This is a genomic window from Streptomyces sp. PTL18 (genome assembly GCF_059510295.1).
Genome location: NZ_JCAJZO010000016.1, coordinates 1 through 17709 on the forward strand (window position 1 = coordinate 1; position 17709 = coordinate 17709).

At 72.3% G+C, this 17709-nt stretch carries 16 protein-coding genes and 1 pseudogene; 12 read left to right on the forward strand and 5 right to left on the reverse strand.

Going from position 1 to position 17709, the window contains the following annotated elements:
- The first annotated feature begins 91 nt into the window (after positions 1 to 91).
- From AC5WS8_RS25970 to AC5WS8_RS25980, 3 genes are all read left to right on the forward strand, one after another.
- Positions 92 to 1477 (forward strand): maltokinase N-terminal cap-like domain-containing protein, encoded by a 1386-nt coding sequence (locus AC5WS8_RS25970; protein ID WP_496105881.1) that lies wholly within the window; start codon positions 92 to 94, stop codon positions 1475 to 1477.
- Entirely contained in the window at positions 1474 to 3693 is a 2220-nt protein-coding gene (glgB, locus tag AC5WS8_RS25975) for a 1,4-alpha-glucan branching enzyme (RefSeq protein WP_496105882.1), read from the forward strand. The genes AC5WS8_RS25970 and glgB overlap by 4 nt, the downstream gene beginning before the upstream one ends.
- A gap of 190 nt (positions 3694 to 3883) precedes the next feature.
- Positions 3884 to 4678, forward strand: a complete 795-nt coding sequence (locus AC5WS8_RS25980) for a SigB/SigF/SigG family RNA polymerase sigma factor (protein ID WP_496105883.1) — start codon at positions 3884 to 3886, stop codon at positions 4676 to 4678.
- 196 nt (positions 4679 to 4874) lie between these two features.
- On the opposite strand, the gene AC5WS8_RS25985 is transcribed toward AC5WS8_RS25980, so the two are convergent.
- Positions 4875 to 5231 carry an ANTAR domain-containing protein gene (locus AC5WS8_RS25985; RefSeq protein WP_496105884.1) on the reverse strand — a complete coding sequence of 119 codons (357 nt, stop codon included), beginning with the start codon at positions 5229 to 5231 and terminating at the stop codon, positions 4875 to 4877.
- 138 nt (positions 5232 to 5369) lie between these two features.
- Between AC5WS8_RS25985 and AC5WS8_RS25990 the strand changes: the two genes are divergently transcribed.
- The 6 genes from AC5WS8_RS25990 (at position 5370) to AC5WS8_RS26015 (ending at position 10268) form a co-directional block, all read left to right on the forward strand.
- Entirely contained in the window at positions 5370 to 6035 is a 666-nt protein-coding gene (locus tag AC5WS8_RS25990; RefSeq protein ID WP_496105885.1) for a UdgX family uracil-DNA binding protein, read from the forward strand.
- 84 nt (positions 6036 to 6119) lie between these two features.
- A complete protein-coding gene (locus tag AC5WS8_RS25995; RefSeq protein WP_496105886.1) occupies positions 6120 to 6329 on the forward strand; it encodes a hypothetical protein in 210 nt (69 codons plus the stop codon).
- Positions 6330 to 6358: 29 nt separating this feature from the next.
- Positions 6359 to 7819 (forward strand): aminotransferase class I/II-fold pyridoxal phosphate-dependent enzyme, encoded by a 1461-nt coding sequence (locus AC5WS8_RS26000; protein WP_496105887.1) that lies wholly within the window; start codon positions 6359 to 6361, stop codon positions 7817 to 7819.
- Positions 7820 to 7987: 168 nt separating this feature from the next.
- A complete protein-coding gene (locus tag AC5WS8_RS26005) occupies positions 7988 to 8668 on the forward strand; it encodes an ABC transporter permease (protein WP_496105888.1) in 681 nt (226 codons plus the stop codon).
- Positions 8665 to 9336, forward strand: a complete 672-nt coding sequence (locus AC5WS8_RS26010; RefSeq protein WP_496105889.1) for an ABC transporter permease — start codon at positions 8665 to 8667, stop codon at positions 9334 to 9336. The genes AC5WS8_RS26005 and AC5WS8_RS26010 overlap by 4 nt, the downstream gene beginning before the upstream one ends.
- Complete coding sequence (locus AC5WS8_RS26015; protein WP_496105890.1) at positions 9333 to 10268, forward strand: ABC transporter substrate-binding protein; 936 nt, start codon at positions 9333 to 9335, stop codon at positions 10266 to 10268. Before AC5WS8_RS26010 ends, AC5WS8_RS26015 begins: the two co-directional genes overlap by 4 nt.
- A 203-nt stretch (positions 10269 to 10471) precedes the next feature.
- On the opposite strand, the gene AC5WS8_RS26020 is transcribed toward AC5WS8_RS26015, so the two are convergent.
- The 4 genes from AC5WS8_RS26020 to AC5WS8_RS26035 are packed head-to-tail and all read right to left on the reverse strand — an operon-like array spanning position 10472 to position 14502.
- Entirely contained in the window at positions 10472 to 11581 is a 1110-nt protein-coding gene (locus AC5WS8_RS26020) for an ABC transporter ATP-binding protein (RefSeq protein ID WP_496105891.1), read from the reverse strand.
- A gap of 22 nt (positions 11582 to 11603) precedes the next feature.
- Positions 11604 to 12278, reverse strand: coding sequence for a LutC/YkgG family protein (locus AC5WS8_RS26025; protein WP_496105892.1), 675 nt, complete (start codon positions 12276 to 12278; stop codon positions 11604 to 11606).
- Positions 12275 to 13750, reverse strand: a complete 1476-nt coding sequence (locus AC5WS8_RS26030) for a LutB/LldF family L-lactate oxidation iron-sulfur protein (protein WP_496105893.1) — start codon at positions 13748 to 13750, stop codon at positions 12275 to 12277. Before AC5WS8_RS26030 ends, AC5WS8_RS26025 begins: the two co-directional genes overlap by 4 nt.
- On the reverse strand, positions 13747 to 14502 hold the full coding sequence (locus AC5WS8_RS26035; protein WP_496105894.1) for a (Fe-S)-binding protein: 756 nt from the start codon (positions 14500 to 14502) through the stop codon (positions 13747 to 13749). Before AC5WS8_RS26035 ends, AC5WS8_RS26030 begins: the two co-directional genes overlap by 4 nt.
- A 171-nt stretch (positions 14503 to 14673) precedes the next feature.
- Between AC5WS8_RS26035 and AC5WS8_RS26040 the strand changes: the two are divergent.
- From AC5WS8_RS26040 to AC5WS8_RS26050, 3 genes and pseudogenes are all read left to right on the forward strand, one after another.
- Positions 14674 to 15132 (forward strand): annotated as a pseudogene (locus AC5WS8_RS26040) (Tat pathway signal sequence domain protein); the annotation flags it as partial.
- Positions 15133 to 15211: 79 nt separating this feature from the next.
- Entirely contained in the window at positions 15212 to 16246 is a 1035-nt protein-coding gene (locus AC5WS8_RS26045; protein ID WP_496105895.1) for a LacI family DNA-binding transcriptional regulator, read from the forward strand.
- A gap of 133 nt (positions 16247 to 16379) precedes the next feature.
- Positions 16380 to 17681 (forward strand): alpha/beta fold hydrolase, encoded by a 1302-nt coding sequence (locus tag AC5WS8_RS26050; protein ID WP_496105896.1) that lies wholly within the window; start codon positions 16380 to 16382, stop codon positions 17679 to 17681.
- Positions 17682 to 17709: the final 28 nt, after the last annotated feature.

Genomic DNA, 17709 nt, shown 5'->3' on the forward strand with positions numbered 1-17709 from the left:
GGAACGTCCCTCAGGCCACCAAGGTCAACGTGTTCGTGACCAGTTGAACCAGGGCCGCTGACGTCGGCCGGCACGGAAAGGACGCGAGGCCATGCCGAAGACCCAGACCGCGACGCTGAGCCAGGACGACATCGGCCCTTCCTCGCTGCTGCCCTCGCTCTCCGCTCTGCTGCGGGGATGGCTGCCGCGCCAGCGCTGGTTCGCCGGCAAGGGACGTCGCGTCACGGACCTGACGCTGCTGTCGGTGACCGAACTGCACCCGGGCTGCCTGCACGTCCTGGTCCGCGCCGACTGCACCGGACGCTCGCCGGCCGCCGCCCCGGGCCACGACTGCTACCAACTGCTCCTCGGCACCGGGGAGTCGCTCTCCCCGCGGCTCTCCCCGGCCGTCCTCGGACGGGCGAGCGAGGGACCTCTCGCGGGGCTGCTGGTGTACGACGCCCTCCAGGACCCGCGCTCGGCGTCCCTGCTCCTGGAACGACTGCGCTCGCCGGGCGCCGCGGGTGCACTCCGCTTCGAGCGCGACAGGCGGGTGACCATACCCACGGGGCTCGCGCCCCGCCGCCTGGAAGCCGAGCAGTCCAACTCCTCCCTGGTGTACGGCGAGGCGTACATCCTGAAGGTGTTCCGCCGGGTGCGGCCGGGAGTCAACCCCGACCTGGAGGTGCCCTGGGCTCTGGTCCGGCAGGGCTGCACCTGCGTCCCCGCACCGGTGGCCTGGTTCCGCACCTCCAGCCCCTGGGCCGCGACGCTCGGCGTGCTCCAGCCCTTCCTGCACGGCGCCGCCGACGGCTGGACGCAGGCGCTCACCGCCCTTGCGGCCGGACGGGAGTTCACCGAGGAGGCCCACGAACTGGGGCGGGCCACCGCCGAGGTGCACCTGGCCCTCGCCGCCGCGTTCCCCGTCGAACCCCAGGGGCCCCCCGACACCGGACCGCTCACCGCCGGCATGCTCGAGCGGCTGCGGGACGCGACCCACGCCGTGCCGGAACTGCTGCCGTACGCCCACGGGCTGCGCTCCGCCTTCACCGAACTGGCCGCGCTCGGCTCGCCCCGGCCCGTCCAGCGCATTCACGGCGATCTCCACCTCGGTCAGGTACTACGGGCCGAACACCGGTGGCACGTGATCGACTTCGAGGGCGAACCGGCCCGCCCGCTCCCCGAACGGCGCCGCCCGCAGTCCCCCGTCCGCGATGTCGCGGGCATGCTCCGCTCCTTCGACTACGCCGCCCACGCCCGCCGGCCGTGGCAGCCCGAGTGGGCGCTGCGCTGCCGCGAGGCGTACTGCGCGGGCTACGCCGCCGAGGCGGGCTGGGACCCCCGCGCGGAACCCGAGCTGCTGCGCGCCCACGAGACCGACCGCGCCGTGTACGAGGTCCTGTACGAGGCCCGTCACCGCCCCGACTGGCTGCCGGTACCCATGGCGGCGATCGCGCGCCTTGCCGAACGCCCCGGTGGAAGGAGGCCCACGCCGTGACCACGCACACCGCGCCCCCATCGCCGCTCGCCTCGCCGCACCTGGGCACCCCGGCACCCGCGCCCGCGCCCGCCGGCGACCGGGAGCGGCTGCTGGCCGGCACCCACCACGACCCCCACGCGGTACTCGGCGCCCACCCGGTTCCGGACGGGGTGGTCATCCGCGCCCTGCGCCCGTGCGCGCTGTCGGTCACCGTCCTCATCGGCGACGCCTGGGCCGAACTGCACGACGACGGCGACGGCTTCTTCTCGGCCCTGCTGCCGCTGCGGGACGTACCGGACCACCGGCTGCTCGTGGCATACGAGGACACCGTCCAGGAGACCGACGACCCGTACCGTTTTCTGCCCGCGCTCGGCGACCTCGACCTGCATTTGATCGGCGAGGGCCGGCACGAGAAGTTGTGGACGGCGCTCGGCGCCCATGTGACGATCCATGCCGGGGTGCGGGGCACCCGCTTCACGGTGTGGGCGCCGAACGCCCGAGGGGTCCGGCTGTGCGGGGACTTCTGCCACTGGGACGGCCGCGCGTACCCCATGCGCTCGCTCGGTTCCTCGGGCGTGTGGGAGCTGTTCGTGCCCGGTCTCGGGTCGGGAACGCGCTACAAGTTCGAGATCACCCGCCCCGACGGCACCCGCACCGTACGTGCGGACCCCATGGGCCGTCGCACGGAAGTGCCCCCGGCGACCGCATCGATCGTGACGGAGTCGGCGTACGAGTGGCACGACGGCGCGTGGATGGCCCGGCGGGGTGAGCGGCCGGTGCACGAGGCGCCGTTCTCGGTGTACGAGGTGCACCTGCCCTCCTGGCGGCCCGGGCTGACCTACCGGCAGCTCGCCGAGCAGCTCCCCGCCTACGTCGAGGAGATGGGCTTCACCCACGTGGAGCTCATGCCGATCGCCGAGCACCCCTTCGGCGGCTCCTGGGGCTACCAGGTCACCGGCTTCTACGCGCCCACCGCCCGCCTGGGCACCCCCGACGACTTCAAGTACCTGGTCGACGCCCTGCACCAGGCCGGCATCGGCGTCCTGATGGACTGGGTTCCGGCCCACTTCCCGCGCGACGACTGGGCGCTGGCCGAGTTCGACGGACGCCCGCTGTACGAGCACCAGGACCCGCTGCGCGCCGCGCACCCCGACTGGGGGACGCTGGAGTTCGACTACGGGCGGCGCGAGGTGCGCAACTTCCTGGTCGCCAACGCCGTGTACTGGTGCGAGGAGTTCCACATCGACGGCCTGCGGGTGGACGCCGTCGCCTCCATGCTCTACCTCGACTACTCCCGCGAGCCCGGCCAGTGGTCCCCGAACGAGCACGGCGGCCGGGAGAACCTGGACGCGGTGGCGTTCCTGCAGGAGATGAACGCCACCGTCTACCGCCGCAACCCCGGCGTCGTGACGATCGCGGAGGAGTCCACCGCCTGGGACGGAGTGACCAGACCCACCGACCGGGGCGGCCTCGGCTTCGGACTGAAGTGGAACATGGGCTGGATGCACGACTCGCTCGTCTATGTGTCCAAGGACCCGGTGCACCGCAGGTACCACCACAACGAGATGACGTTCTCGATGGTGTACGCCTACAGCGAGAACTACGTCCTGCCGATCTCGCACGACGAGGTGGTGCACGGGAAGCAGGCCCTGGTGTCGAAGATGCCCGGCGACTGGTGGCAGCGGCGCGCCAACCACCGCGCCTACCTGGGCTTCATGTGGGCCCACCCGGGCAAGCAACTGCTCTTCATGGGACAGGAGTTCGCCCAGGGCGGCGAGTGGTCGCACGCCCGGGGCCTCGACTGGTGGCTGCTGGACCCGGAGTACGGGGCGGCGCCGGACCACCGGGGCGTCCGGGACCTGGTCCGCGACCTCAACACGATCTACCGCCGCACCCCGGCCCTGTGGCAGCGCGACACCGAACCGTCCGGATTCCGCTGGGTCGTCCCGGACGCCGCCGATGACAACGTGCTGGCGTTCCTGCGGTACGACGCGGACGGCGGACCTCTGCTGGCCGTCTCGAACTTCTCCCCGGTCGTCCGCCACGACTACCGGCTGGGTGTCCCCGGCGACGTCCCCGCCTGGCGCGAGGCGCTCAACACCGACGCGGCGGCGTACGGGGGCGGTGACGTCCGCAACCGCGACCGCGTTTTGGTCGAACCGGGGCCCGAACAGGCCATCCGGCTGACCCTTCCGCCCTTGGCGACCGTATGGCTGCTCCCCGCAGTCGGGTGAGTGCCGAGCGTTGCGCTGTCCGAGAAATTGTTTGCGGTCCAGAAAGTCGGGAATGGGCTGATTAGTGCTTCGGACAGGAGGCACGTCCGTGGGAGCTGGCTCACCAGCCCTGGGTGTGTCCCGTGTGTTCCGTGAGTGCGCCCTCCCACGGTGACTGTCCAATCAGCCCCTCGAGGGAGTTGAAAAGCACATGCGCATCACGGTCAAGGCCAAGCAACACCCGCACGACGACGCCCCCGACACCACCGACGCCTTCGCACAGCTGCGTGGGCTGCCCGACGGCCCTGAGCGGCAGGCGCTGCGCGACGACATCGTGCGGTCGTGGCTGCCGATGGCCGAGCGCATCGCCCGGCGCTACAGAGGCCGGGGCGAGTCCGTCGAGGATCTGTGCCAGGTGGCGGCCCTCGGGCTGGTCAAGGCGGTCGACCGCTACGAGCCGGCGCGCGGGTACGCGTTCGAGAGCTATGCCATTCCCACGATCACCGGCGAGATCAAGCGGCACTTCCGCGACCACATGTGGGTGCTCCATGTGCCGCGGCGGGTTCAGGACCTGCGCAACCGGGTACGGGCGGCCGTCAAGGAGATCGGCCAGGAGACCCCCGGGCACGGCCCGTCCGTGGCCGACATCGCCGAGCACGCGCAGCTCAGCGAGGACGATGTGCGGGTGGGGCTGGAAGCCATGGACAGCTTCACCGCCCTGTCCCTGGACGCGGAGGTCGCCGGTAGTGACGACGGCTACGCGCTCGGGGACGCGCTCGGCGACTCCGACGCCGGCTACGACCTGATCGTCGACCGTGAAGCCGTGAAACCGTGCCTGCGCTCCCTGCCCGAGCGTGAGCGCACCATCCTGTATCTGCGCTACTTCCGCGGCATGACCCAGAGCCGCATCGCGGACCAGCTGGGCATCTCCCAGATGCATGTGTCCCGTCTGCTCAGCGGATGCTGCGCGCGGGTTCGTGAGGAGGCCCTGTCCGACAGCGCCTGATGCCCGGCCGCCGGCCCTGCCGGTCCGCGACGGCACCGGTTCGCGTCGCATTCGGCCGCCCGAGCCGCTTGTCGACCGGACGGCCGTTTGCGGTGGGCTCACTGCCGAACCCTCCCGGGAACGGTTGGCCAGTGGGCCGACACCTTCCGGACTATCCGCGAGAGGGTGTTTGAAACACGGGCCGGTATTCGCGGCGTCAGCGCGGTGGCGGACCCTCAGGAAGCTGCGTCGGACCGTAGCGGTCGAGCGTGTCCTCCAGGAGCGCCCGCACGTCGTCCGGCAGCTCCCCGTCGCGGCCCCAGATCAGTATCATCTCCGCGACATTGCGCAGTTTGATGTTCGCGCGCTGGGAGACCTCCCGGAGCACCTCCCATCCCTGGCCCGGCGTCACATGCCCGAGCGCGACCAGCATGCCGATGGCCTGGTCCACCGTCGCGTGCGAGGTGACGGCCTCCTTCAGCTGGCAGATCTCGGCCTCCAACTGGAAGATCCGCTCCGCTTCCGGGGAACCGGTGTCCGGCTCGTCCTCTCCGGGACGGGCTTTCGAGGTCATCGTCCCCTCCGGGGTGCAGTGGTCTTCGACGCTGTCGGACTTCCTCCATCGTCACCACCCGGCCAGGGGTGTGCGAGCCGGGAGAAGGGGTACTGCGGGGACCGGGTCAGGGCTGTGGGCCCAGGAGGTGAAGCAGTCATGAGCCCTTCCGAGGACGCCCGGGCGAGCGCGTACGACGCGACCCCGTTCCTGCCGGACGGCGGTGACCTCGCCGCATACCGGAGTGCCGCCGCCGACTGCCACGGCTGCCCTCTGTACGAGAACGCCACCCGGACCGTGTTCGGCCGGGGGGAGGCCTCGGCGCGGGTCGTGCTGGTCGGCGAGCAGCCGGGCGACCAGGAGGACCGGCAGGGCGAACCCTTCGTGGGCCCGGCCGGACGCCTGCTCGACAAGGCGCTGACCGATGCCGGCATCGACCGCGGCACCGCATACGTCACCAACGCGGTCAAGCACTTCAAGTTCACCGTCGTCCCCGAACGCGGCAAGCGGCGCATCCACAAGGCGCCCAGCCTGCGCGAGACGAGCGCCTGCAAACCCTGGCTGCGCGCCGAGCTGGACCTGATCCGGCCCGACGTCGTGGTGGCTCTGGGTGCGACCGCCGCCAAGGCACTGCTGGGGGGCTCCTTCCGGGTGAGCAAGGACCGCGGGAGTCTGCTGCCGCTGCCCGGCGCCGACGACGAGCAGTTCGTGGTCGCGACGGTGCATCCCTCGGCGATCCTGCGTGCCGATGACCGGGAGGCGGCCTACGCCGGGCTCGTGTCCGACCTGAAGGTGGCGGCGCGGGCGCTGGACGGGCAGGCGTGACCTGGGGCGGCGGTGCGTGCGCCGAACGGCGCGAACGGCGGCTCCGCCCGCCTGATCCGGGGATTCGCGGGTACCCGGGCCGGCATGAACACGATCTTGTCGCGCCTGCCGTGGCGCAAGAAGCCGACCCGTACCGCCACCGAAGAGGTTCTGGAGGAGGTGAAGGAGCAGGGCCACGAGGACGACACCGACACCGGCGGGGGCACCGGGGGCGGCGCGGGTGACCCGATCACCCCGAGCCTCCAGGCCAACCGGAAGACCGCCGAGGGACGCCCCTCCGACCGAGAGCCGTGACCGACCGCTCGACGAAGGAGGGAACACCCGTGGACCACACCCGAGTGCCGATTCTCGAAGCCCTGCGCCACCACCACGAGCGCGGGGAACTCGCCTTCACCCCACCGGGGCACAAACAGGCCCGCGGCGCCGACCCGGAGGCCGGAGAGCTGCTGAGCGACGTCTTCCGCTCCGATGTGCTCGCCTCCGGCGGTCTCGACGACCGCCGGATGACCGGTGAGGTCCTGGTGCGGGCCGAGGAGCTGATGGCGGACGCCGTCCACGCCGAGCACACCTTCTTCACCACCTGCGGCAGCTCGCTGTCCGTGAAGGCCGCGATGCTGGCCGTGGCGGGACCGCACGAACAGCTCGTCGTGGGCCGTGACGTCCACAAGTCGGTGGTCTCCGGACTGATCCTGGCCGGCATCGAGCCCGTCTGGGTCGACCCCCGGTGGGACGAGCGGCAGCGCTTCGCGCACGCGCCCTCCCCGGAGGCCTTCGCCGAGGCCCTGGACCGCCATCCCGAGGCGCGCGGCGCCCTGGTCACCAGCCCGACCCCGTACGGCGGCTGCGCGGACCTGGCCGCCATCGCCGACGTCTGCCACACGCGCGGTCTGCCGCTCATCGTCGACGAGGCCTGGGGCGCGCACCTGCCCTTCCACCCCGACCTGCCGTCCTGGGCGATGGACGCCGGCGCGGACGTCTGCGTGACGAGCATCCACAAGATGGGCAGCGGCCTGGAACAGGGCTCCGTCTTCCATCTGCGGGGCTCCCTGATCGATCCCACGACCCTGAAGTCGCGTGCGGACCTGCTGGGCACCACGAGCCCCTCCGTCCTGATCCTCGCGGGACTCGACGCCTGGCGCCGCCAGATGGCCCTGCGCGGCAAGGACCTGCTGGACGCCGCCCTGCACCTGGCCGAGCAGGTCCGAGCCGCCATCGAGGAGATCCCGGGCCTGAAGGTCCTCGGACGCGACGACCTGGTGGGCCCCGGCCTGTCCACGGACTACGACCCGCTGCCGGTCACCATCGATGTCAGCGGCCTCGGCACGAGCGGCTACCGCGCCGCCGACTGGCTGCGCCGCGAACACCACATCGACATGCACCTGTCCGACCACCGCCGGATCAGCGCGCAGCTCACCTTCGCCGACTCGCCCGACACGACCGGGCCCCTGCTGCAGGCCCTGCGCGACCTCGCCGGGCACGCGGGCGAACTCGCGGCCGGTCTGCCGCACGCCGAGGTGCCGACGGGAGACGGTATGCGGCTCGAACAGGTGCGCCTGCCGAGGGACGCCTACTTCGGGCCCAAGGAGTCCGTGCCCCTGGACCAGGCGGCAGGCCGGATCTCGGCGGAGATGATCACTCCCTATCCGCCGGGCATTCCGGCCGTCCTGCCGGGCGAACGCCTCACCGAGCCGGTGCTGCGTTACCTGCGGACGGGCCTGGAGTCGGGCATGAACCTCCCCGACGCCGCCGACCCCCGGCTGCACACCATCAGCGTGAGCCGCTGAGCCACCCGCACGCACCCGAGGGGCGGGTCCCGCCGTGGGGCCGTCCCCGGGGAGGCCTCGCTGGACAGCCACAGCGAGCGCGGTTCCCGTCGTGGGGCCGTCCTCGGGGACACCCCGACGGGTCACCACAACGAGCGCGGCCCCTCGCCCGCCCGGTCCCATGGACGTGTGACCACACCCCCGGACGACTGCCTCGCCCGCAACGACTGGATCTGCGGCGCCTACCTGCGGACCCGCCGGCACATCCTCCTCGACGCAACGCTCCAGCATGTCCAACTGGTCACGGCCTCCGTGGTCATCGGCCTGCTCGTCGCGGTCCCCCTCGCGGTGCTGGCGCGCCGCCTGCGCCCGGCCGCCGCGCCCGTGCTCGCCGTCACCACGGTCCTCTACACGATCCCGTCGCTGGCGATGTTCTCGCTGCTCCTGCCGCTGTACGGGCTGTCCGCGACCCTGGTCGTCGCCGGGCTGGCCCTGTACTCGCTCACCCTGCTCGTCCGGAACATCCTGGCCGGCCTGCGCGCCGTCCCCGAGGAGACCCGGCGGGCCGCCCTCGGGATGGGCTACGGACCGATCCGGCTGCTGCTCACCGTCGAACTGCCGCTCGCCCTGCCCGCGGCCACGGCCGGCCTGCGCATCGCCACCGTCTCGACGGTGTCCCTCGTCACGGTCGGGGCGATCGTCGGCTTCGGCGGTCTCGGCAACCTCATCTACGCGGGCATGAACACCTACTTCAAGGCGCAGGTGCTGACCGCGTCCGTGCTGTGCGTGCTGATCGCGGTGGCCGCCGACCTGCTGCTGCTCGGTGTGCAACGGCTGGCCACCCCCTGGGCGAGGGCGAGCGGCGGATGAGGACCCTCGCCGACACCTGGAACTGGCTCAGCGACCCCGCGCACTGGGCGGGTGACGACGGCATCGGGCACCGGCTGCGACAGCACCTCGTCCTCACCTCCGTCTGTCTCCTCATCAGCTGCCTGATCGCACTGCCCGTCGCCCTCGTCCTCGGCCACCTGGGCAGGGGCGGCGCACTCGCCGTCAACCTCTCCAACGCCGGCCGCGCCGTCCCCACCTTCGCCGTCCTGGTGCTCCTGCTGCTCACCCCCATCGGCGCCTGGGGCGACGGCCCGACCGTGGTCGCTCTCGTGCTGTTCGCCGTGCCGCCGCTGCTGACCAACGCCTACCTCGGCATGCGGGAGGTCGACCCCGACGTGGTGCGAGCGGCGCGGGGGATGGGCATGACCGGCCGGCAGCTGCTCCTTCACGTCGAACTTCCCCTGTCGCTCCCCATGGTGCTGGTCGGGGTGCGCATCGCCGCCGTCCAGCTCGTGGCCACCGCCACGATCGCCGCGCTGGCCGGCGGCGGCGGACTCGGCCGCATCATCACCGCGGGCTTCCATCTGGCCAGTACCCCGCAGGTCGTCGCCGGGGCGGTCCTGGTGGCCGGGTTCGCGCTGGTGGTCGAGGGGATCTTCGAGGCCGTCGAGCGACTGGGGCCGCGCCGGACGAGGGACGGGCGATGAGACGGTACGTGATGCTCGCGACCGTCCTGCTGGTCGCCGGCTGTATGACGGGCCCCTCCCTGGAGACCCGCGGCCGGGTCACCGCGCCACCCGGCGCCGCCGGGCACCTGACCGTCGGCTCGGCCGGCTTCACCGAGAGCGACCTGCTCGCCCACATGTACGCCCTGCTGCTGAACCGGGCCGGCTACACGACCTCCCTCATCACCGTCGCCAACCGCGAACTGTACGAACCGGCCCTGGAGTCGGGGCAGATCGACGTGATTCCGGAGTACGCGGCCACCTTCGCCGACTGGCTCCAGGCGAGAACCCACGGCGCCGGGGCCGCGACCGTGGGTTCCCCGGACCTCGCCGCCACCATGAGCGCGCTGCGGAGACTGGCCGCGGCCCGCGGACTCACGGTGCTCGACCCGGGCCGCGCGGTCGACCGGAACGCCTTCGCCGTGAGCCGCGCCTACGCCCGCGACCACCACCTGAGGACCCTGAGCGACCTGGGCCGCTCGGGTCTGAAGGTGCGCCTCGCCGCCGGGGACGAATGCGTGCGCCGGCCTTACTGCGCGCCGGGGTTGAGGAAGACGTACGGCATCGACATCACCGGCGTCGACCCCAAGGGTGTCGGCACCACCCAGGCCAAGCGGGCCGTCAGGGAGGGGCGGGACCAGATGGTGCTGACCACCACGACGGACGCCACGCTGGACGCGTTCGGGCTGGTACTGCTGGCCGACGACGGACACCTGCAGAACGCGGACTACGTCGTCCCGGTCGTCAACCGTGCCCGGGCGGGCGGCTCCCGTGTCACCAAGGCCCTGGACGCCCTCAACTCCGTGCTGACGACGGCAGACCTGGCGTCACTGAACCGGCGGGTGGACGGCCGGCGGCGGCTGCCGGAGGACGTCGCCCGCGCGTACCTCCGCGACAAGGGGCTGCTGAGGTGACGCCGCCGGCCGGCACGGTGCCCGACCGGGCGCCCTTCAGGCTGTCGGGTCGTGCGCCCCGGTGTCCGCCGCCCGGCTCGACGTCTCCACCGCCCGGCTACCCGCCGACGGCTCGCGCATACCGGCACGCATTCCGCGACGCCCGGACCGCGGCCGGACCGAGCCGTGGCGATCCGCTGCCGTTTCCTTGACGGCCGGCTTCGTCACGGAGCGAGCGCGTCCACCGAACGGCGCAGAGCCGTGTGCAGCCCGGCCGGGGTCAGGACGCCCAGGAACCGCGATCCGTCCAGCACCGCCACCCATCCGGCGTCGTGCTGGAGCATCACCGCGAACGCCTGCTTGAGCGAAGCGCCCACCGGCACCCAGCAGTCCGTCCGGTGGGCGTGGTCGCGGACGAGACCGCCCCCCGCCAGCTCCTCCACGCCGGCCCAGCCGTGAAGATCGCCCTCCGCGTCGAGGACGACCGCACGGGGAGCGCCCTCGGCGCGCAACCGGGCCTCGGCCCGCCGGGCGGGCTCGTCGAGGCGGGTGACCGGCGGCTGTTCCAGGTCGCCCGGACGGATCTCCGTCACCGCCAGGCGCTTGAGCCCACGGTCCGCGCCCACGAACGCGGCCACGTACGGGGTGGCCGGCCTGCCCAGCACGGCCCCGGGCGTGTCGAACTGCTCGACGCACCCCTGCCCGTACACCGCGATCCGGTCGCCGAGCCGCACCGCCTCCTCGAGGTCGTGCGTGACCAGCAGCACCGTCTTGCGTACGGCCGCCTGCATCCGCAGGAACTCGTCCTGCAACTGCTCCCGCACCACCGGGTCCACCGCCCCGAACGGCTCGTCCATCAGCAGCACCGGCGGATCCGCCGCGAGCGCCCGCGCCACCCCCACCCGCTGCCGCTGACCCCCCGACAACTGGTCGGGGTAGCGCGGCCCGTACGTCCTCGGGTCCAGGCCCACCAGCTCCAGCAGCTCGGCGGCCCGCGCCCGTGCCTTCGCCCTCTTCCAGCCCAGCAGCAGCGGCACGGTCGCCGTGTTGTCGAGGACGGTCCGGTGCGGGAACAGCCCCACTTGCTGGATGACGTAACCGATCCGGCGCCGCAGCCGCACCGGATCGACGGTCGCGACGTCCTCACCGCCCACGAGGACCCGCCCTGAGGTCGGTTCCACAAGCCGGTTGACCAGCATCATCGTGGTCGTCTTGCCACAGCCGGACGGCCCGACGAGCGTGACCAGTTCACCCTCGGCGACATCGAGCGACAGGTCGCGCACGGCCGTCGTGCCGTCCGGATACCGTTTGGTGACCTGATCGAACCGGATCATTCCCTCACGCTAACCGCGCGGGTCACTCACCGCTCACCAGCACCACCTCCAGGGTGCGCGGACCGTGCACCCCCTCGACCCGGTCCAGCTCGATGTCGCTCGTCGCGGACGGCCCGGAGATCCAGGTCAGCGGGCACGCCGGATCGAGCCGTTCCAGGGCCCGGGGGACGGAGGAGACCACCTGGTCGGGGACCCGTACGACACAGATGTGGTGGTCGGGGACCAGGGTGATACGGCGGCGGCCCTGGTCGGGTGAGCCGTCCAGCACGATGGTGCCGGTCTCGGCGATGGCGACGGCGCAGCCGGTGACCACGCTGTCGACGCCGTCCAGCTCGTGCGGGGTGCTCTCCGCCCGGTCGGGGATCTGCTCGACTCCGGTGAGCCAGTGCGACGGCAGTCCCGGCGGCACCAGGACGGTGCGCGCGCCGCGCGCGGCGAGCAGACCGGCCAGCACCGACGGCAACGCGGCGCCATCGGCCCGGTGCACGATCGCCCGGTAGTCCGCCAGGTTCTCCGCCAGCAGATCCACCGTCTCCTCGACGGTGCGCTCGCCGTGCTCCCTCAGATAATCCCGGGAAACGGCCTGCTCGTACTGCGGGTACCTCCCAGGCCGTTCAGGCACCGGGGGAGTGTCGTCCTCGGGTACGTCCGCCAGTGCGCGCCGTACCCGGCCAAGGACCAGCTCTCTGCTGTTCACTTCGCGTCCTTCCCTCCACGTGTGCGCTGCCACCAGTCGCGGAACGGCTCCTCCGGCACCTGGGGGAGGTCCCGGCTCGCGCTCCACGCCCGGCCCGGGCCCGGCAGCGTCCGCGGCAGGAAGCGGCGCGACCGCGACGCCAGCCGCTGGCCCGTCCGCAGCGCCGCGGGGTGGCCGAACGCCCAGCGTGCCGCCCGCATCGCCGCCCGTTCGCCGGCGTGGCCCTTCGCGGGCTTCAGCACGACCCTGTTGCCGCCCCGTGTCACCGGCCCGCCCTGCACGACCCGCTCCCGCAGGTGCACCAGCACCTCGGGGATGTCGATGGCGACCGGGCAGACCTCGTAGCAGGCTCCGCACAGTGAGGACGCGTACGGCAGTGAGGCGTCGATCCCGCTCTGTGTGCCGCGCAGTTGCGGGCTGAGGATCGCGCCGATCGGGCCCGGGTACACCGAGCCGTAGGCGTGTCCGCCCGCCCGCTCGTACACCGGGCACACATTGAGACACGCCGAGCAGCGGATGCAGCGCAGCGCCTGGCGTCCCACCCGGTCGGCGAGCGTGTCGGTGCGCCCGTTGTCGAGCAGGACCAGGTGGAAGGTCCTCGGTCCGTCCTCGTCGGTCGTGCCGGTCCACGTGCTGGTGTACGGGTTCATGCGCTCGGCCGTGGAGGAGCGTGGCAGGGTCTGCAGGAACACCTCCAGGTCCCGCCAGGTGGGCACGATCTTCTCGATGCCGACGACCGAGATCAGCGTCTCGGGGAGGGTGACGCACATCCGTCCGTTGCCCTCGGATTCGACCACGACCAGCGTGCCGGTCTCGGCGACCATGAAGTTCGCGCCGGAGACCCCGACCTTGGCGCGGAGGAACTTCTCCCGCAGGTGCAGCCGGGCCGCCTCGGCGAGTTCGGCGGGCGTGTCGGTCAGGCCCTCGGGGGCGGGGCGGCCCCATGCGGCCATCTCGGAGCGGAAGATGTCCCGGATCTCGCCGCGGTTGCGGTGGATCGCCGGGACGAGGATGTGCGAGGGGCGGTCCTTGCCCAACTGGACGATCAGTTCGGCGAGATCGGTCTCGTAGGCGCGGATGCCCTCCGCCTCCAGGGCCTCGTTGAGGCCGATCTCCTGGGTGGCCATCGACTTGACCTTGACGACCTCCGACTCGCCGGTCGCCTTGACCAGGTCGGCCACGATCCGGTTGGCTTCGTCCGCGTCGGCGGCCCAGTGCACGATGCCGCCCGCCGCCGTGACCGCCTCCTCCAACTGGACCAGGTACCGGTCGAGGTGACGCAGCGTGTGATCCTTGATCTGCCGGCCCGCCTCCCGCAGCGCCGCCCAGTCGGACACCTCGGCGACCGCCTTGGCGCGCTTGGCGCGGATGGTGTGGGTGGCGTGGCGCAGATTGGCGCGCAGGGTCCGGTCGCGCACCGCCTCGTGCGCCGCCGCCGGGAAGGCGGGCATGCCGAGATACGTTCCGCTCATACCAGCGGCTCCTCTTCCGTGCTCGCCAGGATCTCCGCGAGGTGCACCGGCCGCATCCCGGTCCGCAGCCGCGCCATCGTTCCCCCGATGTGCATCAGACAGGAGTTGTCGGCCGCGCACAGCACCTCGGCGCCCGTCGACTCGGCGTTGCGGACCTTGTCGACGCCCATCGCCGCCGAGACATCGGAGTTCTTCAGGGCGAACGTGCCGCCGAAGCCGCAGCACTCCTCCGCCCCCGGCAACTCCGCCAGCTCCAGTCCCTTCACGGCCTGGAGCAGCCGCCGGGGACGGTCGCCGAGGCCCAGGCCCCGCAGACCGTGGCAGGTCGGGTGGTAGGTCACCCTGTGCGGGTAGTACGCGCCGACATCGGTGGTTCCCAGCACGTCCACCAGGAACTCGGTCAGCTCGTACGTCTTCGGGACCACGGGTGCCAGGGTGGCCGCGAGTGTGTCCCCGCGGCCCTCGGCGCGCGCCCGCTCACCCATCCGCGGATACAGCTCCCTCACCATCGCCCCGCACGACCCCGAGGGCGTCACGATCGCCTCGTAGTCCCGGAATACATCGGAGAACTTCACTGCGAGCGGTTCCGCCTCGTGTCGGTAACCGGTGTTGTAGTGGGCCTGTCCGCAGCAGGTCTGCGCCATCGGGAAATCAACCTCGACACCCAGTCTGGTCAGCAGTTTCACTACCGCGCGGCCGGTGTCCGGATAGAGCGTGTCGTTGACACAGGTCAGGAACAGGGCGACACGCATCGCGGCTCCTCGGGGTCGGTCATCGGATGAGTGCAGAGTAGTCGGCGGGCGTCGCCTGGGGGAGACCCCGTCTCAGGGCGTGGCGAGCCGGGACTCCGCAGCCCGCCACACCGCCGTGTCGCCCCGCGGTTCGTACCGCGTGAGCGGCAGGGTGGCGACCAGCGGCCGGCGATGAACCAGGAGAGCCGGTTCACCGACTCCGCCGGCCTGCCGCACGCGGTCATCAGCTACGTCCCCGGCCGCTTCGGCCAGTGCACCACCGACTACGTCGCCGACCGCACCGCGAACGGCCGCGCCTTCCACGTCCGCAGGAACGCCTCCGGCGCCTGGCAGAAGACCGAGATCCCCGTCCCGCTGAACTCCAGCCAGCGCACCGAGCTGGTCCTGGACGCGTACGACAACGCCTACGCGATCCTCCCCCACGGGCGCATCGCCGGCGCGTCGAAGTCCTCCGGTCACACGGACTGGACGCTGCTGTACGACGGCAGTGGCCTCAACGCCTTCGGTGAGGTCGTGAACGACGAGACGCGGGTGAAGGCCGACAACACCCTGTCCTTCATGTACCAGGAGAAGGCCGGCGGTACGACCCCTTCGGCACTCCACGTCGTCGACTTCTCCCTGCCCTCGTGACCGGATCCGCCGCGCGGAGCGGTGACGCTAGTGTGAAGCCCACCCCGCCGCCCCTCGTCTCCCCGGAGGTCCCCGCCTGATGGCCCAGTCGGTGGGTATCAAGGACGTCGCCCGAGCCGCCGGAGTCTCCGTCGGCACGGTCTCGAACGTCATCAACCGGCCGGAGACCGTCGCCTCCGAGACCCGTGCCCGTGTGCTGTCCGCGATCGACCGGCTCGGCTACGTCCGCAGCGAGTCGGCACGGCAGCTGCGGGCCGGGCGCAGCCGGATCATGGGCCTGCTCGTCCTGGACATGGGCAACCCGTTCTTCGTGGACGTGGCCCGCGGCGCCGAGCGGGCCGCCCGGGACGCCGGGCTCGGCGTGATGGTCTGCAACAGCGCGCAGAGCGCCGCCGAGGAGGCCGAGTACCTGGCGCTCTTCGCCGAGCAACGGGTGCGGGGCGTGCTGCTCACCCCCGCCGACGCCACCGGGCGCAACATCGAGACCTTCCGCCGCCACGGCATCCCGTTCGTGCTGGTGGACCGGGTCGCCGAGGGCACCACCGAGTGCTCGGTGTCGGTCGACGACGTGGCGGGCGGCACCCTGGCCGTCCGGCACCTCGTCGACGCCGGGCACCGGTCCATCGCGTACGTCAGCGGGCCGCCGGGACTCGACCAGGTCAGGGACCGCCGCACCGGTGCCCTGAACGCACTGGCCGAGGCGGGACTCACGCCCGAGGCGCTGCGCGAACTGCCGACCGAGCGCCTCGACGTCGCCGCGGGCCGCGACGCCGGCGCCCGGCTCCTCGGGCTCGCCGACCGCCCGACCGCCGTGTTCTGCGGCAACGACCTGCTCGCCCTCGGCGTGCTGCAGGCCATGTTCGCGGCCGGCGTCGGCGTCCCCGACGACCTCGCCATCGTCGGCTACGACGACATCGAGTTCGCCGCGGCCGCCGCCGTGCCGCTGACCTCCGTACGGCAGCCCGCCGTGACCATGGGCGGTCTCGCCGCCGAACTCCTCCTGGAGGAGACCGAGGCCGAGGCGGCCGGACCGGGCACCCGCCCGCACGAACACCGGCGGGTGGTGCTCCAGCCGGAGCTGGTGGTGCGCAACTCGAGTCCGTCCGCGCGCTGAGCGGCACCCGGCTCCCCGGAGAAGCGGCTGAACGAACGGTCGGTCCGGATTTCCCGCTCCCCGGCGCCGACACCCCGGGACCATGTGCTGCACTGGGACGCGGCCTGGATTCCGTTCCTACCGGGGAGCCCCGTTGACCGTCAGCTACCGCCAGCCCGGCGTCGTCCTCACCGACCGCCGCTTCACCGTGCCCCTGGACCACGGCAACCCGGACGGTGAGACGATCGAGCTGTACGCGCGGGAGGTGGTGGCGAGCGACAAGGCGGACGACGACCTGCCCTGGCTGCTCTACCTCCAGGGCGGGCCAGGCTTCGGCGCGAACCGCTTCGTCGGCAGGCAGGCCTGGCTCGGTCGCGCCCTCCAGGAGTTCCGCGTCCTCCTGCTCGACCAGCGCGGCACCGGCGCCTCCACGCCCGCGAACCGCCAGACGCTCCCGCTGCGCGGCGGCCCCCGGGAACAGGCCGACTACCTCACGCACTTCCGCGCCGACTCCATCGTCCGCGACTGCGAGGCCGTCCGCCCCCAGGTCACCGGCGGCGCCCCCTGGACGGTGCTCGGGCAGAGCTTCGGCGGCTTCTGCGCCGTCGCCTATGTGTCGACGGCCCCCGAGGGCCTGCGCGCCGCACTGATCACCGGCGGCCTGCCCGCCCTCGACGCCCACGCCGACGACGTCTACCGGGCCGCCTACCCGCGCATCGAACGCAAGGTCGCCGCCCACTACACCCGCTATCCGCAGGACGTCGAACGCGTCCGCCGCATCGCCGAGTACCTGCTCCGGCACGAGCCGGTCCTGAACGGCGGCTACCGGCTCACCGTGGAGGCGTTCCAGTCACTCGGCATCCTTCTGGGCCGCGGCGAGGGCAGCCACCGCCTGCACTTCCTCCTCGAGGACGCCTTCGTCCGCACCCCGCGGGGCCTCGCGCTCTCCGACGCCTTCCAGGAGGAGGTGCACCACCTGCTGTCGTATGCGGGCCACCCCCTGTACGCGCTGGTCCACGAGGCGATCTACGGCCAGGACGAACGCCCCACCGCCTGGTCGGCGGAGCGGGTGCGCGCCGAGTTCCCGCAGTTCGACGCGGCGAAGGCGCTCATGAGCGACGGGCCGGTGCTGTTCACGGGAGAGTCCGTGCACCCGTGGACGTTCGACACCGACCCGGCGCTGCGCCCGCTGCGGGAGACGGCCCACCTGCTCGCCGAACGCACCGACTGGACCCCGCTGTACGACCGCGCCCGCCTCTCCGCCAACGAGGTACCGGTGGCCGCGGCGATCTACCACGACGACATGTACGTCGACACCGCGCACTCCCTGGAGACGGCCGACGCCATCCGCGGCCTGCGCACCTGGGTCACGGACGAGTTCGAACACGACGGTGTCCGCGCGGGCGGCCCCCGCGTCCTGGACCGCCTGCTGGCGCTGGCACGGGACGAGGCCTGACCCCGAGACCCGCCGCGAGGCGTCGAAC

What these genes read in the sequence shown, in the direction of transcription:
- AC5WS8_RS25970 (WP_496105881.1), top strand. Translation starts at nt 92, where the DNA reads ATGCCGAAGACCCAGACCGCGACGCTGAGCCAGGACGACATCGGCCCT.
- AC5WS8_RS25980 (WP_496105883.1), top strand. Translation starts at nt 3,884, where the DNA reads ATGCGCATCACGGTCAAGGCCAAGCAACACCCGCACGACGACGCCCCC.
- AC5WS8_RS25985 (WP_496105884.1), bottom strand. Translation starts at nt 5,231, where the DNA reads ATGACCTCGAAAGCCCGTCCCGGAGAGGACGAGCCGGACACCGGTTCC.
- AC5WS8_RS25990 (WP_496105885.1), top strand. Translation starts at nt 5,370, where the DNA reads ATGAGCCCTTCCGAGGACGCCCGGGCGAGCGCGTACGACGCGACCCCG.
- AC5WS8_RS25995 (WP_496105886.1), top strand. Translation starts at nt 6,120, where the DNA reads ATGAACACGATCTTGTCGCGCCTGCCGTGGCGCAAGAAGCCGACCCGT.
- AC5WS8_RS26010 (WP_496105889.1), top strand. Translation starts at nt 8,665, where the DNA reads ATGAGGACCCTCGCCGACACCTGGAACTGGCTCAGCGACCCCGCGCAC.
- AC5WS8_RS26015 (WP_496105890.1), top strand. Translation starts at nt 9,333, where the DNA reads ATGAGACGGTACGTGATGCTCGCGACCGTCCTGCTGGTCGCCGGCTGT.
- AC5WS8_RS26020 (WP_496105891.1), bottom strand. Translation starts at nt 11,581, where the DNA reads ATGATCCGGTTCGATCAGGTCACCAAACGGTATCCGGACGGCACGACG.
- AC5WS8_RS26030 (WP_496105893.1), bottom strand. Translation starts at nt 13,750, where the DNA reads ATGAGCGGAACGTATCTCGGCATGCCCGCCTTCCCGGCGGCGGCGCAC.
- AC5WS8_RS26035 (WP_496105894.1), bottom strand. Translation starts at nt 14,502, where the DNA reads ATGCGTGTCGCCCTGTTCCTGACCTGTGTCAACGACACGCTCTATCCG.
- AC5WS8_RS26045 (WP_496105895.1), top strand. Translation starts at nt 15,212, where the DNA reads ATGGCCCAGTCGGTGGGTATCAAGGACGTCGCCCGAGCCGCCGGAGTC.